Consider the following 21,375-nt stretch of genomic DNA (forward strand, 5'->3'; position numbering starts at 1 on the left):
CCTTGTAGCCAAAAACAAAGGCCTCTACAACAATAAATCGAGGTACATCCCATGACCGGGATAACCGCAACAAATCGCGTGCAACTCGCCACCACCATCGCCCTGTGCTTCCTGGTGGCACTGATGGAAGGTCTCGACCTGCAGGCCGCCGGCATCGCCGCGCAAGGTATGGCCGCGGCCTTCGGGCTGGACAAGATGCAGATGGGCTGGGTGTTCAGCGCCGGGATTCTCGGCCTGTTGCCCGGCGCGTTCGTCGGCGGCTGGCTGGCCGACCGGATCGGCCGCAAGCGGGTGTTGATGGCCGCCGTGGCGCTGTTCGGCCTGTTCTCGCTGGCCACCGCCGTGGCCTGGGATTTCCATAGTCTGGTGGCCGCCCGCTGCCTGACCGGCATCGGCCTCGGCGCTGCGCTGCCGAACCTGATCGCACTGACCTCCGAAGCCGCCGGCCCACGCCTGCGTGGCACGGCGGTGAGCATGATGTATTGCGGTGTGCCGCTGGGCGCGGCGCTGGCGGCGGTCATCGGCATCATCGGGTTTTCCGGCGGCTGGAAAGTGGTGTTCTACGTCGGCGGCCTGGTGCCGCTGTTGATCGTGCCGCTGCTCGGGCGCTACCTACCGGAGTCGGCGCAGTTCCAGGCCCGGCAGTCCGAGACGGCGAGCGCCGAGGAACACGGCGTCTGGCACGGACTGTTTCGCAACGGCGCGGCGCCGGCCACCTTGCTGTTGTGGCTGAGCTACTTCTTCACCCTCATGGTGGTCTACATCCTGGTCAACTGGCTGCCGAGCCTGCTGGTCGCCCAGGGCTTCGATGCGCGCCAGGCCAGTTGGGTGATGCTGGCGCTGCAACTGGGCGCGGCGGTAGGCACGCTGGCGCTGGGCGCGCTGATGGACCGTCTGCCTGCGTGGGCCATGGCGCTGCTGATTTATGTCGGCATCCTCGGTTCGCTGGCGGCGCTGGGCCTGGCCAACGCGTTGCCCGGCATGCTGGCGGCCGGCTTCGTCGCCGGGCTGTTCGCCACGGGTGGGCAAGGCGTGCTCTATGCCTTTACGCCGCTGTTCTATCCGACCCGCATGCGCGCCACTGGCGTGGGTTCGGCGGTGGCGGTGGGGCGGCTCGGCGCCATGAGCGGTCCGCTGATCGCCGGCAAGATGCTGGCGCTGGGCACGGGCACGGCGGGTGTGATGCTGGCCTCGGCGCCGGGCATCGTGCTGGCCGCGGCAGCGATGTTCTGCCTGTCGCAGCGCAGCCGACAGGCCGACTGATTGCCTCACTCCATTTCCCGCGCCAGGCCGCTGGCGCGGGTTCGCTTACAACAACAATAAAGTGAATGACCATGCCTGCATTTCTGCTCCGGGCGCTCGGCCTGTGGTTGCCGTTCGTCCTGCTTTCCAACGCCTGCGCCGCGGGTTTCGTCGAGGACAGCAAAGCCAGCCTGACCGCCCGCAACTACTACTTCGATCGCGACTACAAAGGCACGTCGGCCCAGTCCGCTGCGCGCGAGTGGGCCCAGGGTTTCATCGTCCGGTTCAACTCGGGTTTCACCGAAGGTCCGGTGGGCTTTGGACTCAATGCCCAGGGCATGCTGGGGATCAAGCTGGATTCCTCGCCTGACCGCGTCGGCACCGGTCTGCTGCCCTACGACCCGGCGACCCGCGAGCCCGACGACAACTATTCGGAACTCGGCCTCACCGCCAAGATGAAAATCTCGAAGACCGAGTTGCAGGCCGGCACCATCAGCACCCTGTTGCCGGTGATGTTCGCCAGCCCCAGCCGCCTGTTGCCGCAGACCCTGCGCGGCAGCTACCTGCGCTCCGAGGACATCGACGGCTTCACCCTGCACGCTGGTTGGCTCGACAGGATGAACCAGCGGGATTCCAGCAACTATCAGAAATTCACCGTCGCCGCGCCCAATGGCCGCTTCAATGGCAGGGCCGAGTCGGACCAGTTCCTGTTTCTCGGGGCGGACTGGCGCTGGTCCGAGGCGCTGACCCTGAAGTACTACCACGCCGCCTTGCAGGATCTGTATCGCAAGGACTTCGTCGGCTTCGAGCACGTGACGCCGGTGGGCGCCGGCAAGCTGAAGAGCGACGTGCGTTATTTCATGGCTGGCGAGGACGGTGCGGCCAAGGCGGGGCGTGTGGATAACCGCAATCTGGCGGCGATGTTCAGCTATGCGCTGGGCGCCCACACCTTCGGTGCCGGCTACATGCACCTCAGTGGCGACAGCGCCATGCCTTATGTGGCGGGCACCGAGCCGCTGGTGATTACCGAGGGCTCGCTGAGTTCGGAGTTCATCAACGCGGATGAGCGCAGTTGGCAGGTGAAGTACGACTATGACTTCGGCGGGGTAGGCGTGCCGGGCCTGAAAGGCATGCTGCGCTACATCGATGGCAGCAACATCAGCCTGCCGACCGCGCTGGGCGGCGATGACCGGCACGAGCGGGAAACTGATGTCGAAGTCTCCTACGTGCTGCAGTCCGGAACCTTCAAGGGCGTGGGATTGCGGGTGCGGCACGCCTGGTACCGCAATGACTTCGCCCCGGCGGCGACCTTCAGGGACGGCAATGAACTGCGGGTGAATGTGGATTACACGCTTGCGCTGTGGTGATGGTTTCTGACTGAGCGCGACGGTTCGGCACGCCGAGCCGTCGCGAAGGCCTGAAACTCAGGCCCGCTCGCCGCACAGGTCCAGCGCGAACCAATGCCGCGCTGTGCCCAGGTCCAGCCCGGCGCCGAGCAGGGCGAACAGTTTGCCCAAGGCCGCCTCGCGGGTCATGCCACCGGCTGAAACCAGCCCGGTATCCCGCAGCCGGCTGCCGGCGGCGTAGGTGTCGAACACCACGCTGCCTTCCGCACACTGGCTGATCGCCGCGACCAGCACGCCGCGCTTGCCGGCTTCGCGCAGGGCATCGAGCAACGCGTCGTCATCCGATGGGCCGGTGCCGCTGCCGTAGCACTCCAGCAGCAATCCCTTCACGCCGGTCTTCACCAGCGCCTCGACGTGCGCCGCCTGCAGGCCGGGATACACCGGCACCACCGCGAGGTTCACGGCGATGCGCGGCTGGCAGTAGCTCAGCACCGCGGGCACTTCAGCGGCGCGCTCGCCTTCGCGATGACGGGGCAGGGCGGCGAAGGCGTCAAAGGCTTCGCTGCGCAATTTGCTGGCGCGCACGCCGGACATCAGCTTGCCGGCGAAGAACAACTGCACGCCGCTTTCCACGCCCGCGGCGAACAACGCCAGGGCGCCGCCGAGGTTGTCCCAGGCATCGCTGTCCGGCGCGCCGGCCGGCAGCATCGAGCCGGTCAGCACCACCGGCACGTCCAGGCCAAGCAGCAGGAACGACAGCGCCGCGGCGCTGTAGGCCAAGGTGTCGGTGCCGTGCAGCAGCAGGACGCCATCGTGGCCATCCTGTTTTACCGCCTCAACGATGGCATCACGCATCGCCAGCCAGTTCGCCTGCTGCATGTTGGCGCTGTCGAGCAGCGGCGCCATTTCGCGCAGTGTCCAATGCGGGCACGGTGTCTCGGGATGCTGTTCGAGCCAGGCACGCATGCGCGCGTCGAAGCCACCCGCCGGTGCCAGGCCCTGAGGGGTTTCCAGCATGCCGATGGTGCCGCCGGTGTAGAGGACAAGAAGGTTCTTTACTGCGCGCATGGGGGTATTCCGGAGCATGAAAAGAAAAATCGGGGCAAAAAAAAGCCGCCCGCGAAGGGGCGGCTTTCTTGTCGAGCGACAGCCAGGAAGGCTTAGCGCTGGGTTTGCGCGTTGCCTACCGCGACTGCACGATCGGTCTCGGCTTCGGTCTTGGTGATGCTCGGCCAGGCGTCACGGTCCAGGTCCAGGTCAGCGAATTTCGCCGAGTCGAACACCGGCTGCTTGATGCCGGCCTTGCGCTGCTCGTCGTAGTCACGCATCACCCGCAGGCCGATGTTGAACAGCATGGCCAGGGCGATCAGGTTGACGAAGGCCAGGCAGGTCATGGTGATGTCGGCGAAGGCGAACACGGTGGACAGGTTCTGCACCGAACCCCAGACGATCAGGGCCAGGACCAGACCACGGTAGGCCATCAGCACCACGCGGTTGCGGGTCAGGAACTGCAGGCTGGTTTCGCCCAGGTAGTAGTTGTAGAGAATGCAGGTGAAGACGAACAGCGACAGCGCGACGCTGACGAACAGACGACCCCAGTCACCGACGACCGCCGCCAGGGAGTTCTGGGTCAGGACGATGCCGTCACCTTCGAAGCCCGGGGTGTAGAAGCCCGACAGCAGGATCAGCAGGGCGGTGCAGGTGCAGATGACGAAGGTGTCGAGGAACACGCTGAACGCCTGGACTACGCCTTGGGCGCCAGGGTGTTTCACCGCGGCGACGGCGGCGACGTTTGGCGCACTGCCCAGACCGGCTTCGTTGGCGAACACGCCACGCTTCACGCCCATGACAATGGCGCTGCCGAGCAGGCCGGCGAAGGCGGGGTCAAGACCGAAGGCGCTTTTGAAGATGGTTTCCAGCATCGCCGGGACGTGGTCGATCTGGCTGCCGATCACGTACAGGGTGACGCCGATGTAGGCCAGGGTCTTGACCGGAACCAGCAGGTCGGACACCGCGGCGATACGCTTGATGCCACCGAGGAACACGATGGCCAGCAGCACGGCCAGGGCGATGCCGGTGTGGCTTGGATCGAAGCCGAAGGCGTTCTGCAGCGAGTGGGTCACGGTATAGGACTGCAGGCCGTTGAAGGCGAAGCCGTAGGTCACCAGCAGCAGGATCGAGAACACCACCGCCATGCTTTTCAGCTTCAGGCCGTGCTGGATGTAGTACGCCGGGCCGCCGCGGTACAGGCCATCGCCATCGGCGCGCTTGTAGACCTGGGCCAGGGTGCATTCGAAGAAGCTGCTGGACATGCCGACCAGTGCGGTGACCCACATCCAGAACACGGCACCCGGGCCGCCGAGGGTCACGGCGATACCGACACCGGCGATGTTACCGGCACCGACACGACCGGCCAGGCTCAGCATCAGCGCCTGGAAAGAGCTCAGTTGGCCAGCCTGGCCGCGCAACGATTCCTTGAACACACTGAACATGTGGCCGAAATGGCGGAATTGGACGAAACGGGAGCGGAGGGTGAAATAGCTGCCCAGTCCGACGATAAGCACGATGAGGAGTTTCCCCGAGAGGAAATCGTTGAGCGCTTCGAGCATGGAAGTGACCTCGGATTCTTATTCTTTGCATGAAAGACAGATCGGCCGGCGTCGACGCGCCTGGTCCGTGGGGCGCATGTTTGGCTATGACACCGGTGGTTACAATTTCGCCAGTTGCTCTCACTTGATGCGACTTGATGCTAAACTCGCGCCCATCGCATCAGTCCGGATTTCCCCATGAGTGAACACCTTGGCCCCAACCTCAAGTTGGCCTGCAGCCACTACCGCTCTATTTCCGAGGTTTGCCGGCAGCTCTCGATCAACCGGGCGCAGTTCAACAAGTACCTGAGCGGCCAGAGCCAGCCGACGGCCTACAACCTCAAGCGCATCGGCGATTTCTTCGGCGTCGAGGATTACGAGCTGTGCCTGCCACCGGAGCAGTTCGCCCGCCTGATCGGTGCGCGCAGCAGCAGCCTCAACCTGCCGGCCAAAAACGACCCGCTGCTGGAGTTGCTGCGTCCGTTGCGCGAGCACAGTGGCAACCTGTCGCGCTACTGCGGTTACTACTTCGAGTACTCCAACTGCATGTCGGTGCCGGGCAATGTCCTGCTGTCGCTGGTGCATTTGCGCGAGGAGAACGGCAATTTCCTGTTTGAACGCCAGGAACGCCAGGAGCGCTCCAGCAGCACCGATGTGCAAGCCGAGGACTGGGTGCGTTGCCGTTACCTGGGCGCCGCATTCCAGTTGCAGGATCGGCTGTTTCTGCTGGATTACGAGTCACTGACCGTCAACGAGATGAGCCAGACCATCCTGATTCCCAGCTTCAAGAGCCGCATCACCCGCCTCAATGGCCTCAAGACCGGTGTGTCCAGCGGCGACCGACGCACCCCGGCCTGCACCCGGGTGGTCTGGGAATACCTGGGCCCGGAGATCAACCGCATCAACGCCTATCGCCAGGTGAAGCTGTATCGCCCGGACGATCCGCGCATCGACGACGACGTGCGTGAACGGCTGACCGCCGGGCCGATCAGCAACGGCCTGTTCGAGATCGAGTAAGCGTTACGGCCATTGGTGCGCGACCCACTCCACCAGCGGGTTGCCGGCATCGAGAAACAGCTTCATCGCCATCACACAGCAGACGAAGACCACCAGCGGGCGGATCAGCCGCGGCCCGAAGTACACCGCGCAGCGTGCCCCGAATTGCGCGCCGAGCATGGCGCAGAACGCCATCGCCAGGGCCAGCGGCCAGAGAATGGTGCCGGTCGAGGCGAACACCGACAGGGCACCGAGGTTACACGCGGCGTTCAACAGTTTGCTGTTGCCCACCGCACGCAGCATGCCCTGGCCGAGCAGCAGCATGAACGCCAGCATGAAGAACGAGCCGACCCCGGGGCCGAACACGCCGTCATAGAAACCGATCAGCGGGGCGATCAGCAGGCAGAACAGGCTGATGGAGATCCGCGGCGTGCGCATCTGCTGATCGTCCAGCCGGGGGCTGAAGGCGAACCAGGCGGCGACCACCACCAGCAGCACCGGCACGCAGGCCTGCAGCAGGTCTTTCGGCACCAGGCTGACCGACAGCGCGCCCAAGGCTCCACCGGCAAAAGCCATTAGCGCCATTGGCCAGCCGCTGCGCCAGTCGAGCATGCCGCGGCGGGAGAAGGCGACGGTGGCCGAGACGGTGGCACTGGCGGCCTGGAACTTGTTGGTGGCCAGCGCCGCCAGCGGATCGATACCGACGAGAAACAGCATGGGCAGGGTGATCAGCCCGCCGCCACCAGCAATGGCGTCGAAAAAGCCGGCCAGCAGGGCGAGACCGGAGAGGGCGAGCAATAGCGTCAGATCGACTTCGAGCATGTGTGAGGAACTCCAGACCATTCAGCCGCGGACCAGCAGCGGGTCTTCCTTGATGACCAGGGGGCGGGCGAAACGCGAATAGCCGAACAGCCGCACCAGCAGGCGGCGGTTGTCTTGCAGCAGTTCGCGGCCATGCAGCGCGCGGGTGTTGTTGACCAGCAGAACGCTGTCCGGCTGCAGCACGAATTCCAGCGGCGGGGTCTGCGCCAGGCGTGCCTTGAAGGCATCGAACGCCCGTGCTGCGGCGTCGCTGGCCTGCTCGTTGACGGAAAAACGGTAAGCGTTGTAACGCACGCTGAACCCGCCCTGTTCGTCGAACTGGACGATGGAGGTGGCGTGGCCGGCGTCGCCGTGGCCGTCGACGAAGCATTCGCTGCGAGTGAAATCGAAGGAGTTGGAGGCCAGGGCCAACACGTCCAGGCTTCCCAGCCCTTCGATGACACTGCGCAGCGGAACGATATGGGTGGCCTCGTTCGCCGGGTTCCAGCGGGCACTCAGGATCAGTGCGGAAGGGGCGGGCGAATGGCCGTCGCGCGCCACTACCGAGCAATGGTACGGCGCCTCGGTGTGCGGTCCGAGGCGCAGGCCGGCGTGGGAGCTGAGCTCCACGGCCTCGTAGGGGTCTTCATCGGGGCGCGGTTGCTGGCCACCGCCCTTGAAATTGCCGACCAGGCGCACGTGTTTGCCGTCGTTGTCGATATCGAAGGCGAAGGCCCGGTAGTGGACCAGCTCCAGCAGCACCTGATTGCGCGAGGCGAGGTAAAGGCACGGGTGGTCCCGTTCCAGGGCCGCGAGCGCGGGCAACTGCTCGGGCAGTTCATCGTTGCGCGGTGGCAGCAAGCGGGAAAACAGCAGCACTGACAACCGGCCATCGGCGAACAGGTTGATGATGGCCTGCTGCAGCGGGCTCAGGGTTGTCTCCAGCAACCGGGCCCAGAGGCGGGCCTTGAGCGCAGCGCCGAGCACCTGCGGGCCGCCGTGGTGAGCGAGGTCCTGGCTGGCTTTGTGCAGTTGGTCGAGCTGGTCTTCATCGAAGTAGAGCGTGGCGACTTCGGAGTCCTGCATGGAGAACCTTCCTTAGCGATCTGGCGGGTTTTAGGGCATTCCACGCCCCGAATGGCTCCTGACGGCAGGACAGGTAACCGGTTAGCGCTAATTGAAGGCGGTTTTTTCAACCGTAGAAGTCAGTGGGTTCTTTTGGATTTGTAAGCTAATTCTTATTTATTGGTGTGGGAAAGCGGGCATATTGCGCCTGACGTTAAACACACTGTGTCTCGGGGCGGGTTGGACTTCCCCTGGCGGAAGCCGCAAACTACGCGCTTTCTTTTTCAATCAACCTGAGCGGACCTGCCAAACGTTATGCGAATGCGCCTGATGCTGTTGGGTGGTGGAAATGCCCTTGGGCAAGCGCTGATTCGTCTCGGGGCCGAGGAGGACATCGGCTTTCTCGCGCCGCGTCCGCCAGAGCAGGGCTGGGACACCGCCAGCCTGACCCAGTTACTCGACGACACCCGCCCGGACGCGCTGGTCAACCTGGCCTATTACTTCGACTGGTTCCAGGCCGAGTCGGTCAGCGAGCAGCGGCTGGCCGCGCAGGAGCGCTCGGTCGAGCGCCTCGCCGAGCTGTGTCAGCACCACAACATCATCCTCGTCCAGCCTTCCAGCTACCGGGTGTTCGATGGCTCGCGCGCCACCGCCTACAGCGAGAAGGACGAACCGGTGCCGCTGGGCCTGCGTGGCCAGGCGCTGTGGCGCATCGAGCAGAGCGTGCGCGCCACCTGCCCGCAGCATGTGCTGCTGCGGTTCGGCTGGGTGCTCGACGACAGCGTCGACGGTGTTCTCGGTCGCTTCCTGACCCGTGCCGAAACGGCTCAGGAACTGCTGCTGGCCGACGACCGCCGCGGCAATCCGACCCCGGTGGACGACGCCGCGCGGGTGATTCTCTCGGTGCTCAAGCAACTCGATTGCGCGGCGCCGTTGTGGGGCACTTACCACTACGCCGGCAACGAAGCGACCACGCCGCTGGCGCTGGGCCAGGCGATCCTCGGCGAGGCCTCGCAATTGCGCACGCTGGCGGTCGAGAGCCCCACCCCCCAGGCCCACGCCGCGCGTTCCGACGCCAGCGAAGAACCGCAACACGCGGTGCTCGCCTGCAAGAAAATTCTCCACACCTTCGGCATCAAGCCACGCGCCTGGCGCTCCGGCCTGCCGACCCTACTGGATCGATTCTACCGTCATGGCTGATGCCCCCATTCTGATCACCGGTGGTGCCGGTTTCATCGGCTCCCACCTGTGTGATGCGCTGCTGGAAAAAGGCTACGCCGTGCGCGTGCTGGACGACCTCTCCACCGGCAAGCGCGACAACCTGCAACTGGATCACCCGAACCTGCACCTGATCGAAGGCGACGTCGCCGATGCCGCCCTGGTCAACCAGGCTGCCGCCGGTTGCCGCGCGGTGGTGCACCTGGCGGCGGTGGCCTCGGTGCAGGCCTCGGTGGAAGACCCGGTCAAGACTCACCAGAGCAACTTCATCGGCACCCTGAATGTCTGCGAGGCCATGCGCCTGAACGGCATCCGCCGTGTGGTGTTCGCCTCCAGCGCTGCGGTCTACGGCAACAACGGTGAAGGCCAGTCCATCGCCGAAGATACCCCCAAGGCGCCGCTGACCCCTTATGCGGTGGACAAGCTGGCCGGCGAGCAGTACCTGGATTTCTACCGTCGTCAGCACGGTCTGGAACCGGTGGTGTTCCGCTTCTTCAACATCTTCGGGCCACGTCAGGATCCGTCCTCGCCGTATTCCGGGGTGATCAGCATCTTCTGCGAGCGCGCCTTGAGCGGCACGCCGATTACCGTGTTCGGTGATGGCGAGCAGACCCGCGACTTTTTGTATGTCGGCGACCTGGTGTCGGTGATGGTGCAGGCGCTGGAGATGGCGCAGGTGGAAGAGGGCGCGGTGAATATCGGCCTGAACCAGGCGACTTCGCTGAATCAGTTGCTGGAGGCGCTGCGCACGGTGCTGGGCGGGTTGCCCGCGGTCAGTCATGGGCCGGCGCGCAGTGGTGATATCCGCCATTCGCGGGCGGACAATCAGCGCTTGCTGGCGCGTTTCGCGTTTCCGGTGGTGACGCCGTTGGCCGAGGGTCTGGCGCGGTTGTTGGGGCGCTGAGTTCGTAAAAACAGTGGGGCCGTTTTGTAGCCCCTTCGCGAGCAAGCTCGCTCCTACAGGGATTGCGTCAATTGCGACGGGGTCCTTGTAGGAGCGAGCTTGCTCGCGAAGGAGCCGCAAAACGGCCCCAACTGTTTTCGAATGCTTAGAACTTGTAACCCAGGCCAACCATGTAGACCCATGGATCGACGTCTACGTCGACCTTGGTCTTGCCGATCGACAGTGCGCTCGGGCCGTCGATGCTGGCTTCGGTGTTGATGTCGACGTACCAGATCGCGGCGTTGACCAGCAGGTGGTCGTTGACGAGGTAGTCCATGCCCAGTTGGCCGGCCAGGCCTACCGAGTTCTTCAGTTTCATGTTGCTGAAGCCCTGGGCCTTGCGGTCGCTGGTCAGTTCTTCGTCGAAGAACAGGGTGTAGTTCACACCGATACCGGCGTACGGCTGGAATTTCGAGCTAGCTTCCATCGGGTAGTACTGCAGCGACAGGGTCGGTGGCAGTTGCTTGATGTCGGCAAGCTTGCCGTCCAGGCCACCGAGGCCTTTCACGCCCACTTCATGCTGGAACGGGGTGGCTGCCAGCAGCTCCAGGCCGAAGTGATCGGTGAGCATGTAGGCGAAGGCCAGACCCAGTTGGGTGTCGCTGGTCAGGGTGGCTTTGGTGCCGGAGGCTTTGACGCCGTCGAACTTCAGCTCGCCGCTGTCTTCGTTTGGCGCGGTGGTGACGGCACCGGCGCGCAGGATGAAATCACCGGCCTGGTAGGCGTGGGCGGCAGGGGCTACAAGCGCGAGGGCAACGAGCGAGGCGCCGAGCAAAGACTTGTTCATGGAAGCTCCGGGGGACATTTGGATTCATTGGTTCCAATGTTAAGGAGCTACCGCCTCGGGAATTTTGATTCAGCTCAATGAAAGCGAAGGCGCCGGGGTGCGGGCATTCATTGTAGTTCGTAGGCGTAGATTTTCTCGGCCTCCATCTGATAACCCGCTTCGGCCAGCTCACTGGCCGACGACTGGACGCGCATCGGCCCTTCGATCCAGTACGGCTGGTACAACTCCTCGACCTTGATCCCGATCTCGCTGAACACATGCACGATCTGGTTCGACGGCGGCGGCGGCACATGAATGCAGGCGCCGTAATACGGCACCAGGAGAAACTCTGTGGTGCGACCTTCTTCGCTCACTTCCAGCGGCACGATATAACCCGGCAGCTTGATCTGCTGGCCGTCCAGCTCTTTGACCACCGGTGCGTCCGGCACCTCCTGGCGAGCTGCTGGCGCCGCTTCGGCGGCCAGCGCATCGCCCAACTGCGAGAGTTGCGAGAGGTTGTGCAGCGGCGCCAACTGCGGCGTGATCACCGGCGCACCCGGCGGAATCAGTTGCGGCCATTCCAGGGTACGCGGCTCGCCGGCCCAGACGGGCGCGGCGATCAACAGCAGGAGCAGCAGGACACGACGCATTACAGGGTTACTCAGAGATGGATGGACAGGCCGTCGGCCAGTGACTGTCGATAGGCCCGCCAGGCAGGGATGCTGCCCATCAGCAACGCGGCGCCGAGGATGATCCCGAGCAACAGCCATTCGTGGCTGCTGGGCCAGGCCAGCGGCAGGTATAGCCCATAGTTGGCCTGCACGTAACCCTGGGCCACGGCGATGCCCGCATACAGCAAGCCCAGCCCGGCGCCGATTCCGGCCAACGCCAGGGCGAAGGCTTCGAGCACCAGCAGGCCGCCGATATGCCAGGGGCGGGCGCCCACCGAGCGCAGGATCGCCATTTCCCGACGGCGTTCGTTGAGGCTGGTGAGGATGGCGGTGAGCATGCCGATCAGCCCGGTCAGCACGACGAACAGCGAGACCACGAACAACGCCTGTTCCGCTGTCCCCATCAGGCTCCACAACTCTTGCAAGGCCACGCCGGGAAGAATCGCCTGCAGTGGTTCGTTGCGGAATTCGTTGATTTCCCGTTGCAGCGAGAAGGTCGCGACCTTGCTGTTCAGACCGAGCATGAAGGCGGTGATCGCCGTGGGCGTCAGGTCCATGTTGCGCGCCTGCTCGGCGCTGACCCGCCCGGCACCGCGGGCCGGCACGCCGTTGTGCCAGTCGATGTGAATGGCTTCCATGCCGCCGAGGCTGATGTGCAACGTGCGGTCCACCGGTGTGCCGGTGCGCTGCAGGACGCCGACCACGGTGAACGGTTTGTCGTCGTGCTTGACCAGGCTGATGGCGGCGACGCCGTGGGCCAGCACCAGCTTGTCGCCGAGCGTGTAGTGCAGGGCTTCGGCTACTTCGGCGCCGAGCACCACCTCGAACGGGTCGCTGGCGAAGGCGCGGCCCTGGGCCAGTTGCAGGTTCTGTTTGCGGCCGTACTGGTAATGCGCGAAGTAGGCGTCGGTGGTGCCCATCACCCGGTAGCCGCGGTGCGAGTCGCCGAGGGAAATCGGGATCGCCCACTTCACCCCGCGATCGTTGGCGTAGTGCTCGAAGCTGTCCCAGCGGATGTTGTTGGTGGCGTTGCCGATGCGGAACACCGAATACAGCAGCAGGTTCACCGAACCGGAGCGGGCGCCGACGATCAGGTCGGTGCCGCTGATGGTGCTGGCAAAGCTGGCGCGGGCTTCGGTGCGGACCCGTTCGACGGCCAGCAGCAGGCACACCGACAAGGCGATGGCGAACGCGGTAAGAAAGGCGGTGAAACGGCGGTTGGCCAGGCTGGCCAGGGCAAGACGAAGCAGGTACATCAGGCCTCCGTATCGCTGGCAGGCTGCGCCGCGCGGTTGAGTTCGGCGAGGGATAGCTGGCGGTCGAACAGCGGTGCCAGGCTCTGGTCGTGGCTGACGAACAACAGGCTGGAACCGGCGTCGCGGCATTCAGCGAAGAGCAGGCGGATAAAGGCCTCGCGGGTGTCGGCGTCGAGTGCCGAGGTCGGTTCGTCGGCGATCACCAGTTCCGGCTGGCCGATCAGCGCGCGGGCTGCGGCCACGCGTTGCTGCTGGCCGATCGACAGGCTGTCGGCGCGGCGGGCGAGCAGCGCCGGGTCTTTCAGGCCCAGGTGCGCGAGCAGTTCGGCGGCGGCGCTGGCGATGCTGCCAAAGCGTTGCGTGGCTCGCTCGGCGCGTGCCCTGGAGAAGCGGCAGGGCAGTTCGACGTTCTCGCGCACCGAGAGAAACGGCAGCAGGTTGAACTGCTGAAAGATGTAGCCGGTGTGGTCGACGCGGAAACGGTCGCGGGCGCTCTGGCTCAGTTCACTCAGGTCCTGGCCGAGCAGGCGGATGCTGCCGCGATCGGCCTTCTGCACGCCGCCGAGCAGGCCCAGCAGGGTGGTCTTGCCGCTGCCGCTGGGGCCCTTGAGAAACAGCGATTCGCCGGCTTCGAGGCGCAGCGCCGGGATGTCCAGCAGGGGCGGGTGTCCCGGCCAGGCGAAGCCCAGGTCGGTCAGTTCAATCAGTGCCTGGCTCATAAATGGACGCCCGGGTTACCCCGGGCGCTTCACTGGCAAAAGGTGACTTAGAAGTTGATCGTGGCATTGCCGGGCGTGACTTCCACCCCTTGCTGGCCATTCGGTCCGATCAGTTGTAGCTGGATTTTCTGGGTGGCGGGGAAGGTCTTGAACAGCGGGGCCAGGTCGAGCGCCTTGAGCTTCTCGGGGTTGGCGCATTCCAGGCGGTAGTGCGCATGGATATCGCTGTGGCCGTGCTCGTCGCCGTCGCCATCGTCGTCCTTGGCCGGCTTGTCGCCGAACAGCGGGCTTTGCAGTTCTTCGTCGCTTTCCTTGCAGTTGCCGGCGGCGGTCAGGCCGAACAGCTTCAAGGGTTGTTCAAGCTGCGCACGCACCGCGGCGACCTTGGCTTTGTCGGCATCGCTGACGGCGGCGTGCTCGAAGCCCACCAGGTTCATCGCTGGGCTTTCCAGCTCCAGCTCCAGGGTGTTGCCGTCGAGTACCGCGTTGAGGTGGGCGACGCCATGTTCGTGGGCGCCGAGGCTGCCGTGAGCGTGGTCATGCTCGTGATCGTCATGGGCCATCACGGCCAGGGGCAGCAGGGCGAAAGGCAACGCAAGCAACAGGCGACGCATGGCGGGACTCCGGAGCGGGCTTGGAAAAGTTTTGAAATGTTATAACAAGTTCGGCGCGGCTTGCTAGGGTCCTTGGCGATCCTTCATGAGCGTGGGAGCATGGCGACCTTGACGTGTGGAGGATGGAAACGTGCGAATTCGCGGACACATCGGCGAATGGCCGGTGGATTTGACCCTCGAACTGGACCCCACCGAGTGGGCCATGCTGGCTGGGCGAGCGGTGGAGCCGGCCGAGGCGCCGGTGAATGCTGCCGCGCCGGTGGCGCAGCCGAGGGGCGACGATGTGCAGTGGCTGGCGGCGAAGAAGCTTTTACGCAAGGCGGGTTCGCTGGACGGGCCGGCATTGCTGGAACAACTGGAGGGGCTGTCCGGCAGTACCGGAGCGGGCAAGCGGCTGCTGGTGCGGTTACGGCACAGCAGTGAGGTGAAGGTGGAAAGCGGGGCGGATGCGCCGGTGTATCACTGGGTGGGGTGATTGAATCTTAGGGCCTCATCGCCGAACCGCAGCGATGAGACCCCGCCTGACTCAATACAGAGCAGCAAACAGCTTGCGACGGTAAACGCCCACCAGCGGATGGTCATTGCCCAGCAACTCGAACACCTGTAGCAGGGTCTTGTGCGGCAGCCCGTTTTCATAGCCGCGATTGCGCTTGAACAGCTTCAACAACCCATCCAGCGCCGCCTCGTACTGCTGGCGCGACAACTGCTGGATGGTCAGTTGATACGCCGCTTCATCGTCTTCGGCGTTCTGCGCCAGACGGGTTTTCAGGTCTGCCACTTCCGGCAGGCTCTGTGCCTGGCGCAGGAACGTCAGTTGCGCCTTGGCACCGGCCAGCGCGGCCTTGTGCTCATCGCTCTTGACCGCGTCCAGCACGGTTTGCGCTTCACCCAGCTCACCGCGCTCGGCCAGGCAGCGGCCGTAGAGAATCAGCGCGCCGGCGTTGCTGTTGTCTTCGCTCAGCAGGGTCTTGAGGGTGGCTTCAGCCTCGCTGTAGCGACCGTCGGCGAACAGCGCCTGGGCCACTTCCAGTGGATCGGCGGCAGCCGGCGGCGGCATTTGCACATGAGGTTCGAGCAGGGCGCGGATGGCCGATTCCGGCTGGGCGCCGGCGAAGCCGTCCACCGGCTGGCCGTCCTTGAACAGCACCACGGTGGGCAGGCTGCGGATGCCGAAGCGGGCGACGATGTCCTGCTCCACATCGCAGTTGACCTTGGCCAGCAGCAGTTCGCCCTGGTATTCCTCGGTGATCTTCGCCAGCACCGGCATCATCGCCTTGCACGGCGCACACCAGTCGGCCCAGAAATCCACCAGCACCGGCTTGTGGTGCGAGTTGGCGATCACCACCTGATCGAAGTTGGCGACGGTGGTATCGAATATGTACGGGTTGTCCTGACTCATCTCGACTCTCGCGAACGCATGAATGGCGCCAACTATACGGACTCAGCGGCTGGCGTGGTACAGGCTGACCTGGCGAAACTCATGGGGCTCGGCCAGGTCCGGCAACGTCAGTGCGTGCAGCGTGTCCAGTTGCCGGTACAGCGGATGACGGAAGTCGCGCACCCGTGAGTCTGCCACCAGCGCCTGGCGACCACGGCTGAGGAACTGGTCGAGCAGCGGCAGGTTGGCGCGGTCGTAGAGCACGTCGGCGACCAGGATCAGGTCGAAGCGGTCGTCCTCGGCGAAAAAGTCGCTGGAGTAATTCAGTTCCACGCCGTTGAGCGCGGCGTTGGCGCGGCTGGCGTGCAGCGCCAGCGGATCGAGGTCGCAGGCCACCACTTCCAGTGCCCCGGCCTTCTTCGCGGCGATCCCGGCGATGCCGGAGCCGGCGCCGAAATCCAGCACCCGCTTGCCCTCGACCCACTCCGGGCGCTCGGCCAGGTAGCGGGCCATGGCCAGGCCGCTGGCCCAGCAGAAACTCCAGTAGGGCGGCTCTTCGAGGATGCGCCGGGTTTCTTCGGGACTGAAGGCGCGGTCCATGTTGTCGGCGTCGATCAACCACAGTTTCAGAGGGCAATCGGGCAGGTCGCTGGCGACAAGACGGGCGTCGCCGAGCAATTCACTCAATGCACTCTGCAGGTGAACAGGCGCCATTTACGGCGCCTTTTCCAGTTGCAGCGGGCCGAAGGCCTGGGTTTCGGCGCGGGTCACCGACAGCGGTTTAAGGTGCAGGATCAGTTGCCCGGACTGGCTGGCGCGGGCGCGCAGTTCCACACGGGCCCCGCTGGGGAACACTTCGGGATTGAAGCGCAACTGAAATGGCAGGGCCTGGCCGGTGCCGTCCAGGGTGTCGCTGGCCAGCAGGCGCTGCGGGCGGCCGCGTTCGTCGATCACCAACAAGGCGACTTCAACCTCGGCGCCGCGGGGAATGTTGCTGAAGCTGCCGGTCAGTTCACGCTGGTAGGCAGGCAGCGGCGTTGGCACATGGACGTGTTTTGCCACCGGATTGGCCGGTGGTTGCGGTGGCACGGGTTTGGGGGCTTCGCTGCTGCAGGCGGCCAGCAGGGTCGCGAAGCCGAGCACGGCGAGCGCTCGAAACGGCATGGTGTTTTTCCTTCGGGGGCGTATTTCCTCACTGGATGGTAACCCCTTTGGCTTGTCTTGCCAGTCGGATGCGCTACCATGGCCCTCCCTTTTTTTGTTGCCTGCCACCATGCACTGTCCCTTCTGCGGTGCCAACGACACCAAAGTCATCGACTCGCGACTGGTCGCCGAGGGCGAGCAAGTGCGCCGCCGCCGCGAATGCGTGGCCTGCGGCGAGCGATTCACCACCTTCGAAACTGCCGAACTGGTGCTGCCCCGCCTGATCAAGCAGGACGGCAGCCGTCAGCCCTTCGACGAAGAAAAACTCCGCGCCGGCATGCAGCGCGCGCTGGAAAAGCGCCCGGTCAGCGTCGAGCGCCTGGAAGCCGCGCTCGCCCACATCAAGCACAAGCTGCGCGCCAAGGGAGAGCGTGAGGTCAAGTCGCTGGTGGTCGGTGAACTGGTGATGACCGAGCTGCAAAAGCTCGACGAAGTCGCCTACATCCGTTTCGCTTCCGTGTACCGGCGCTTCCAGGACCTCAACGAATTCCGCGAAGAAATCGACCGCCTGGCCCGCGAGCCGTCCAAAGAGTGAACATGTCCACAGAACGCGCCGTGCTCGACGCTCATTACATGGCCCGCGCCCTTGAGCTGGCGCGCAAGGGCCTGTACTCGACGCACCCGAACCCGCGGGTCGGCTGTGTCATCGTCCGCGACGGCGAGGTGGTCGGCGAAGGCTGGCACGTGCGCGCCGGCGAGCCCCACGCTGAAGTCCACGCCTTGCGCCAGGCCGGCGAACTGGCTCGCGGCGCCTGCGCCTACGTCACCCTGGAACCGTGCAGCCACCATGGCCGCACGCCACCCTGCGCCGAAGCGCTGGTGAAGGCTGGCGTGGCACGGGTCGTCGCGGCGATGCAGGACCCTAATCCGCAAGTCGCCGGCAACGGCCTCAAGCGTCTCGCCGACGCCGGCATCGAAGTCGCCAGCGGCGTGCTCGAAGCCGAAGCGCGGGCGCTGAACCCCGGTTTTCTCAAGCGCATGGAACACGGCCTGCCGTATGTGCGGGTGAAACTGGCGATGAGCCTGGACGGGCGCACTGCCATGGCCAGCGGCGAAAGCCAGTGGATCACCGGCCCGGCGGCGCGCTCGGCGGTGCAACGGCTGCGCGCGCGCTCCAGCGTGGTGCTGAGCAGCGCCAGCAGCGTGCTGGCGGATAACGCGCGAATGACCGTGCGTGGCGCGGAACTGGGTCTGGACGCCGACACCGCCGCCCTTGCACTGAGCCGTCCGCCGCTGCGCGTATTGATCGACGGGCGCTTGCGCCTGCCGCTGGATGCCCCGTTCTATCAAGCCGGTCCGGCGCTGGTGGTCACCGCCGCCGCGGACGACCCGCGTTACGCCGCCAACGGCCAGGAGCTGCTGCGTTTGCCCGGCGCCGACGGCCAGGTCGATCTGCGCCAGTTGCTGGTTGAGCTGGCCGGGCGTGGCGTCAACGAAGTCCTGGTGGAGGCCGGCCCCGGCCTTGCCGGTGCCTTCGCCCAGCTCGGCCTGGTGGACGAATACCAACTGTTCATCGCCGGCAAGTTTCTCGGCTCCAGTGCCCGGCCGCTGCTCGACTGGCCGCTGGCGCGGATGAGCGAAGCCCCGGCACTGAAAATCACTGACATGCGCGCGGTAGGCGATGACTGGCGAGTCACTGCCATCCCTGTGCCCGCCCCAGGCGTATAATTCGCGGCTTGCGCCCCCGGCGTGGCCTGTTCTCGAGGAGGACTCAATGTTTACCGGCATCATCGAATCCATCGGCAGCATCCGTTCCATCACCCCCAAGGGCGGCGACGTGCGGGTCTATGTCGAAACCGGCAAGCTCGACCTGAGCGACGTGAAGCTGGGCGACAGCATCGCGGTCAACGGCGTTTGCCTGACTGCAGTTGAGCTGCCGGGCGACGGTTTCTGGGCTGACGTCAGCCGCGAGACCCTCGACTGCACCGCCTTCGACGACCTCAAGAGCGGCAGCCGGGTCAACCTGGAAAAGGCCCTGACGCCGACCACCCGCCTGGGTGGCCATCTGGTCAGCGGCCACGTCGACGGCGTCGGCGAAGTCATCTCGCGCGCCGATAACGCCCGCGCCATCCAGTTCCGCCTGCGCGCGCCAAAGGAACTGGCCAAGTACATCGCCCACAAGGGCTCGATCACCGTCGACGGCACCAGCCTGACGGTCAACCAGGTCGATGGCGCCGAGTTCGAGCTGACCATCGTCCCGCATACCCTGGCCGAGACCATCATGGCCGACTACCGCCCCGGGCGCCGGATCAACCTCGAAGTCGATCTGCTGGCCCGTTACCTGGAGCGCCTGCTCCTGGGCGACAAAGCCGCCGAGCCGAGCAACGGCAGCGGTATTACCGAAAGCTTCCTGGCCGCCAACGGCTACCTGAAATCCTGATTAGAAGGGGGTGCCGCGTGGCGCTCAACACCATCGAAGAACTGGTTGAAGACATCCGCCAGGGCAAAATGGTCATCCTCATGGATGACGAAGACCGCGAAAACGAAGGCGACATCATCATGGCGGCCGAATGCTGCCTGCCTGAGCACATCAATTTCATGGCCAAGCACGCCCGTGGCCTGATCTGCATGCCGATGACCCGCGAGCGCTGTGAAACCCTGAAGCTGCCGCTGATGGCGCCGCGCAACGGTTCCGGCTTCGGCACCAAGTTCACCGTGTCCATCGAAGCCGCCGAAGGCGTGACCACCGGCATCTCCGCCGCCGACCGCGCCCGCACCGTGCAGGCTGCTGCCGCCAAGGACGCCAAGGCTGAAGACATCGTCAGCCCCGGCCACATCTTCCCGCTGATGGCCCAGCCGGGTGGCACCCTGGCCCGCGCCGGCCACACCGAAGCCGCCTGCGACCTGGCGCGCATGGCCGGGTTCGAGCCGAGCGGGGTGATCTGCGAAGTGATGAACGACGACGGCACCATGTCCCGTCGTCCGGAGCTGGAAGTGTTCGCCGCCGAGCACGGCATCAAGATCGGCACCATCGCCGACCTGATCCACTACCGCATGATCCACGAGCGCACCATCCAGCGCATCGCCGAGCAGCCGCTGGACAGCGAGCTGGGTCACTTCAACCTGGTCACTTACCGCGATTCCGTGGAAGGCGACGTGCACATGGCCCTGACCCTCGGCAAGATCTGCGCCGAAGAGCCGACCCTGGTCCGCGTGCACAACATGGACCCGCTGCGCGACCTGCTGCTGGTCAAGCAGCCGGGCCGCTGGAGCCTGCGCGCCGCGATGAGCGCCGTGGCCGACGCCGGTAGCGGCGTGGTGCTGCTGCTGGGGCATCCGCTGGACGGCGACGTGCTGCTGGCGCACATCCGCGAAAGCGCGGGCGATGCCCAGACCAAGACGCCGACTACCTACAGCACCGTCGGTGCCGGTTCGCAGATCCTCCGCGACCTCGGTGTGCGCAAGATGCGCCTGATGAGTTCGCCGATGAAGTTCAACGCGATATCCGGATTCGATCTGGAAGTTGTAGAATACGTGCCCTCCGAATGAGCCGGCGGTGTTTGACCGCTCGCTTTTCGTGACCAAAACTCCCACAGGCCGCGTTTTTGCGGCCTGGCTCTTTAAGATGAGAATCCCGCAATGTCCCTGAAGACCATCGAAGGTACCTTCATTGCCCCCAAAGGTCGCTATGCTTTGGTGGTTGGCCGCTTCAACAGCTTCGTCGTCGAAAGCCTGGTGAGCGGTGCCGTTGACGCCCTGGTTCGTCATGGCGTGAGCGAAAGCGACATCGTTGTCATCCGTGCTCCTGGCGCGTTCGAAATCCCGCTGGTCGCACAGAAAGTCGCCCAACAGGGTGAATACTCGGCAATCATCGCCCTGGGCGCGGTGATCCGTGGCGGCACCCCACATTTCGAATACGTTGCGGGCGAATGCACCAAGGGCCTGGCCCAGGTGTCCATGGAATTCGGCGTACCGGTTGCCTTCGGTGTCCTGACCGTCGACTCGATCGAACAGGCCATCGAGCGTTCCGGCACCAAGGCCGGCAACAAGGGCGCTGAAGCTGCCCTGTCCGCTCTGGAAATGGTCAGTCTGCTGGCGCAGTTGGAGGCCAAGTGATTAGCGACGAAAGCGATCGTTTCAACCCGCGCGACCCGCAGCCCGCTGATGCAGGCAAGCCGTCGAAAAGCGCCAAGCGTCGTGAAGCCCGCAAGCTCGCGACCCAGGCCCTGTATCAGTGGCACATTGCAAAGCATTCGCTGAACGAGGTCGAAGCGCAGTTCCGGGTCGATAACGATTTCAGCGATGTCGATGGCGCTTACTTCCGGGAGATCCTGCACGGGGTTCCGGCAAGCAAGACCGAAATCGACACTGCGCTCACCCCTTGCCTGGACATGGCCCTGGAAGAGCTCGACCCGGTCGAACTCGCGGTCCTGCGTCTGTCCACCTGGGAACTGCTCAAGCGCGTTGACGTGCCATACCGCGTTGTTATCAACGAAGGTATCGAACTGGCCAAGGTCTTCGGTTCCACCGATGGCCACAAGTTCGTCAACGGCGTGCTCGACAAGCTCGCGCCACGGCTTCGCGAAGCCGAAGTGAAGGCGTTCAAGCGCTGATTCCGGCGCTGCCTGA

General features: G+C 64.8%; 24 protein-coding genes. 12 read left to right on the plus strand and 12 right to left on the minus strand.

Annotated elements, in window-relative coordinates; translation table 11 throughout:
- Positions 1-51 precede the first annotated feature (51 nt).
- Together mhpT and NTD88_RS24040 are read left to right on the plus strand one after the other, a co-directional pair.
- Positions 52-1,263 carry a 3-(3-hydroxy-phenyl)propionate transporter MhpT gene (mhpT, locus tag NTD88_RS24035; protein ID WP_262153977.1) on the plus strand — a complete coding sequence of 404 codons (1,212 nt, stop codon included), beginning with the start codon at positions 52-54 and terminating at the stop codon, positions 1,261-1,263.
- 71 nt (positions 1,264-1,334) lie between these two features.
- Positions 1,335-2,609: an OprD family porin gene (locus tag NTD88_RS24040; protein WP_262153978.1), complete on the plus strand. Its 1,275-nt coding sequence runs from the start codon at positions 1,335-1,337 to the stop codon at positions 2,607-2,609.
- Between the two features lie 57 nt (positions 2,610-2,666).
- On the opposite strand, the gene NTD88_RS24045 is transcribed toward NTD88_RS24040, so the two are convergent.
- Together NTD88_RS24045 and NTD88_RS24050 are read right to left on the minus strand one after the other, a co-directional pair.
- Positions 2,667-3,656 carry an asparaginase gene (locus NTD88_RS24045; RefSeq protein WP_262153979.1) on the minus strand — a complete coding sequence of 330 codons (990 nt, stop codon included), beginning with the start codon at positions 3,654-3,656 and terminating at the stop codon, positions 2,667-2,669.
- 92 nt (positions 3,657-3,748) lie between these two features.
- Positions 3,749-5,197: an alanine/glycine:cation symporter family protein gene (locus NTD88_RS24050; protein ID WP_095159391.1), complete on the minus strand. Its 1,449-nt coding sequence runs from the start codon at positions 5,195-5,197 to the stop codon at positions 3,749-3,751.
- A 177-nt stretch (positions 5,198-5,374) separates the two neighbouring features.
- On the opposite strand from NTD88_RS24050, the gene NTD88_RS24055 reads away from it, so the two are divergent.
- Entirely contained in the window at positions 5,375-6,193 is an 819-nt protein-coding gene (locus NTD88_RS24055; protein ID WP_095159390.1) for a helix-turn-helix domain-containing protein, read from the plus strand.
- A gap of 3 nt (positions 6,194-6,196) precedes the next feature.
- On the opposite strand, the gene NTD88_RS24060 is transcribed toward NTD88_RS24055, so the two are convergent.
- Together NTD88_RS24060 and NTD88_RS24065 are read right to left on the minus strand one after the other, a co-directional pair.
- Complete coding sequence (locus NTD88_RS24060) at positions 6,197-6,994, minus strand: TSUP family transporter (RefSeq protein WP_095159389.1); 798 nt, start codon at positions 6,992-6,994, stop codon at positions 6,197-6,199.
- 21 nt (positions 6,995-7,015) lie between these two features.
- Positions 7,016-8,059, minus strand: coding sequence for a TauD/TfdA family dioxygenase (locus NTD88_RS24065; RefSeq protein ID WP_262153980.1), 1,044 nt, complete (start codon positions 8,057-8,059; stop codon positions 7,016-7,018).
- Between the two features lie 294 nt (positions 8,060-8,353).
- Here NTD88_RS24065 and NTD88_RS24070 point away from each other — a divergent pair, with 294 nt between their 5' ends.
- Both NTD88_RS24070 and NTD88_RS24075 read left to right on the plus strand, forming a co-directional pair.
- Complete coding sequence (locus NTD88_RS24070; RefSeq protein ID WP_262153981.1) at positions 8,354-9,238, plus strand: NAD(P)-dependent oxidoreductase; 885 nt, start codon at positions 8,354-8,356, stop codon at positions 9,236-9,238.
- Positions 9,231-10,160 carry an NAD-dependent epimerase/dehydratase family protein gene (locus NTD88_RS24075; protein WP_262153982.1) on the plus strand — a complete coding sequence of 310 codons (930 nt, stop codon included), beginning with the start codon at positions 9,231-9,233 and terminating at the stop codon, positions 10,158-10,160. The genes NTD88_RS24070 and NTD88_RS24075 overlap by 8 nt, the downstream gene beginning before the upstream one ends.
- Positions 10,161-10,305: 145 nt before the next feature.
- Here the strand turns inward: NTD88_RS24075 and NTD88_RS24080 are convergent, their stop codons facing one another.
- The 5 genes from NTD88_RS24080 to NTD88_RS24100 form a co-directional block, all read right to left on the minus strand.
- On the minus strand, positions 10,306-10,986 hold the full coding sequence (locus NTD88_RS24080) for an OmpW/AlkL family protein (RefSeq protein ID WP_095159385.1): 681 nt from the start codon (positions 10,984-10,986) through the stop codon (positions 10,306-10,308).
- A gap of 107 nt (positions 10,987-11,093) precedes the next feature.
- The gene (locus NTD88_RS24085; RefSeq protein ID WP_095159384.1) at positions 11,094-11,615 is read right to left on the minus strand and encodes a DUF3299 domain-containing protein; all 522 of its coding nucleotides are present in this window, start codon (positions 11,613-11,615) and stop codon (positions 11,094-11,096) included.
- A gap of 11 nt (positions 11,616-11,626) precedes the next feature.
- The gene (locus tag NTD88_RS24090) at positions 11,627-12,892 is read right to left on the minus strand and encodes an ABC transporter permease (protein WP_262153983.1); all 1,266 of its coding nucleotides are present in this window, start codon (positions 12,890-12,892) and stop codon (positions 11,627-11,629) included.
- Positions 12,892-13,611, minus strand: a complete 720-nt coding sequence (locus NTD88_RS24095) for an ABC transporter ATP-binding protein (protein ID WP_262153984.1) — start codon at positions 13,609-13,611, stop codon at positions 12,892-12,894. Before NTD88_RS24095 ends, NTD88_RS24090 begins: the two co-directional genes overlap by 1 nt.
- Before the next feature lie 47 nt (positions 13,612-13,658).
- Positions 13,659-14,225, minus strand: coding sequence for a DUF2796 domain-containing protein (locus NTD88_RS24100; protein ID WP_262153985.1), 567 nt, complete (start codon positions 14,223-14,225; stop codon positions 13,659-13,661).
- Positions 14,226-14,355: 130 nt separating this feature from the next.
- Between NTD88_RS24100 and NTD88_RS24105 the strand changes: the two genes are divergently transcribed.
- Positions 14,356-14,700 carry a hypothetical protein gene (locus tag NTD88_RS24105; protein WP_262153986.1) on the plus strand — a complete coding sequence of 115 codons (345 nt, stop codon included), beginning with the start codon at positions 14,356-14,358 and terminating at the stop codon, positions 14,698-14,700.
- A gap of 51 nt (positions 14,701-14,751) precedes the next feature.
- On the opposite strand, the gene trxA is transcribed toward NTD88_RS24105, so the two are convergent.
- The 3 genes from trxA to NTD88_RS24120 are packed head-to-tail and all read right to left on the minus strand — an operon-like array spanning position 14,752 to position 16,767.
- Positions 14,752-15,624 carry a thioredoxin gene (gene trxA / locus NTD88_RS24110; protein WP_095159379.1) on the minus strand — a complete coding sequence of 291 codons (873 nt, stop codon included), beginning with the start codon at positions 15,622-15,624 and terminating at the stop codon, positions 14,752-14,754.
- Between the two features lie 42 nt (positions 15,625-15,666).
- Positions 15,667-16,317, minus strand: coding sequence for a class I SAM-dependent methyltransferase (locus NTD88_RS24115; protein WP_095159378.1), 651 nt, complete (start codon positions 16,315-16,317; stop codon positions 15,667-15,669).
- Positions 16,318-16,767 (minus strand): YbaY family lipoprotein, encoded by a 450-nt coding sequence (locus NTD88_RS24120; RefSeq protein WP_095159377.1) that lies wholly within the window; start codon positions 16,765-16,767, stop codon positions 16,318-16,320.
- 109 nt (positions 16,768-16,876) lie between these two features.
- Here NTD88_RS24120 and nrdR point away from each other — a divergent pair, with 109 nt between their 5' ends.
- The 6 genes from nrdR to nusB all read left to right on the plus strand — a co-directional run bounded on the left by nrdR (position 16,877) and on the right by nusB (position 21,359).
- The gene (nrdR, locus tag NTD88_RS24125; RefSeq protein ID WP_110969093.1) at positions 16,877-17,341 is read left to right on the plus strand and encodes a transcriptional regulator NrdR; all 465 of its coding nucleotides are present in this window, start codon (positions 16,877-16,879) and stop codon (positions 17,339-17,341) included.
- A gap of 2 nt (positions 17,342-17,343) precedes the next feature.
- Entirely contained in the window at positions 17,344-18,474 is a 1,131-nt protein-coding gene (gene ribD, locus NTD88_RS24130) for a bifunctional diaminohydroxyphosphoribosylaminopyrimidine deaminase/5-amino-6-(5-phosphoribosylamino)uracil reductase RibD (RefSeq protein ID WP_262153987.1), read from the plus strand.
- Between the two features lie 46 nt (positions 18,475-18,520).
- Positions 18,521-19,186, plus strand: coding sequence for a riboflavin synthase (locus NTD88_RS24135; protein WP_095159374.1), 666 nt, complete (start codon positions 18,521-18,523; stop codon positions 19,184-19,186).
- A 17-nt stretch (positions 19,187-19,203) separates the two neighbouring features.
- Positions 19,204-20,295 (plus strand): bifunctional 3,4-dihydroxy-2-butanone-4-phosphate synthase/GTP cyclohydrolase II, encoded by a 1,092-nt coding sequence (ribBA, locus tag NTD88_RS24140; protein WP_095159373.1) that lies wholly within the window; start codon positions 19,204-19,206, stop codon positions 20,293-20,295.
- 90 nt (positions 20,296-20,385) lie between these two features.
- Entirely contained in the window at positions 20,386-20,862 is a 477-nt protein-coding gene (gene ribE / locus NTD88_RS24145; protein ID WP_095159372.1) for a 6,7-dimethyl-8-ribityllumazine synthase, read from the plus strand.
- Positions 20,859-21,359 carry a transcription antitermination factor NusB gene (gene nusB, locus NTD88_RS24150; RefSeq protein ID WP_095159371.1) on the plus strand — a complete coding sequence of 167 codons (501 nt, stop codon included), beginning with the start codon at positions 20,859-20,861 and terminating at the stop codon, positions 21,357-21,359. Before ribE ends, nusB begins: the two co-directional genes overlap by 4 nt.
- Positions 21,360-21,375: the final 16 nt, after the last annotated feature.

Source organism: Pseudomonas sp. 20P_3.2_Bac5, from assembly GCF_025466035.1.
Lineage (GTDB): Bacteria > Pseudomonadota > Gammaproteobacteria > Pseudomonadales > Pseudomonadaceae > Aquipseudomonas.

Bases quoted from the DNA above. Each gene is read 5' to 3' on its own strand.
- NTD88_RS24075 (WP_262153982.1), top strand. From the start codon at position 9,231: ATGGCTGATGCCCCCATTCTGATCACCGGTGGTGCCGGTTTCATCGGC.
- NTD88_RS24065 (WP_262153980.1), bottom strand. From the start codon at position 8,059: ATGCAGGACTCCGAAGTCGCCACGCTCTACTTCGATGAAGACCAGCTC.
- NTD88_RS24135 (WP_095159374.1), top strand. From the start codon at position 18,521: ATGTTTACCGGCATCATCGAATCCATCGGCAGCATCCGTTCCATCACC.
- NTD88_RS24040 (WP_262153978.1), top strand. From the start codon at position 1,335: ATGCCTGCATTTCTGCTCCGGGCGCTCGGCCTGTGGTTGCCGTTCGTC.
- NTD88_RS24070 (WP_262153981.1), top strand. From the start codon at position 8,354: ATGCGAATGCGCCTGATGCTGTTGGGTGGTGGAAATGCCCTTGGGCAA.
- NTD88_RS24115 (WP_095159378.1), bottom strand. From the start codon at position 16,317: ATGGCGCCTGTTCACCTGCAGAGTGCATTGAGTGAATTGCTCGGCGAC.
- NTD88_RS24100 (WP_262153985.1), bottom strand. From the start codon at position 14,225: ATGCGTCGCCTGTTGCTTGCGTTGCCTTTCGCCCTGCTGCCCCTGGCC.
- NTD88_RS24050 (WP_095159391.1), bottom strand. From the start codon at position 5,197: ATGCTCGAAGCGCTCAACGATTTCCTCTCGGGGAAACTCCTCATCGTG.
- NTD88_RS24090 (WP_262153983.1), bottom strand. From the start codon at position 12,892: ATGTACCTGCTTCGTCTTGCCCTGGCCAGCCTGGCCAACCGCCGTTTC.
- NTD88_RS24085 (WP_095159384.1), bottom strand. From the start codon at position 11,615: ATGCGTCGTGTCCTGCTGCTCCTGCTGTTGATCGCCGCGCCCGTCTGG.
- ribD (WP_262153987.1), top strand. From the start codon at position 17,344: ATGTCCACAGAACGCGCCGTGCTCGACGCTCATTACATGGCCCGCGCC.
- NTD88_RS24120 (WP_095159377.1), bottom strand. From the start codon at position 16,767: ATGCCGTTTCGAGCGCTCGCCGTGCTCGGCTTCGCGACCCTGCTGGCC.
- NTD88_RS24080 (WP_095159385.1), bottom strand. From the start codon at position 10,986: ATGAACAAGTCTTTGCTCGGCGCCTCGCTCGTTGCCCTCGCGCTTGTA.
- NTD88_RS24095 (WP_262153984.1), bottom strand. From the start codon at position 13,611: ATGAGCCAGGCACTGATTGAACTGACCGACCTGGGCTTCGCCTGGCCG.
- mhpT (WP_262153977.1), top strand. From the start codon at position 52: ATGACCGGGATAACCGCAACAAATCGCGTGCAACTCGCCACCACCATC.
- NTD88_RS24060 (WP_095159389.1), bottom strand. From the start codon at position 6,994: ATGCTCGAAGTCGATCTGACGCTATTGCTCGCCCTCTCCGGTCTCGCC.
- ribE (WP_095159372.1), top strand. From the start codon at position 20,386: ATGTCCCTGAAGACCATCGAAGGTACCTTCATTGCCCCCAAAGGTCGC.
- NTD88_RS24055 (WP_095159390.1), top strand. From the start codon at position 5,375: ATGAGTGAACACCTTGGCCCCAACCTCAAGTTGGCCTGCAGCCACTAC.
- trxA (WP_095159379.1), bottom strand. From the start codon at position 15,624: ATGAGTCAGGACAACCCGTACATATTCGATACCACCGTCGCCAACTTC.
- NTD88_RS24045 (WP_262153979.1), bottom strand. From the start codon at position 3,656: ATGCGCGCAGTAAAGAACCTTCTTGTCCTCTACACCGGCGGCACCATC.
- nrdR (WP_110969093.1), top strand. From the start codon at position 16,877: ATGCACTGTCCCTTCTGCGGTGCCAACGACACCAAAGTCATCGACTCG.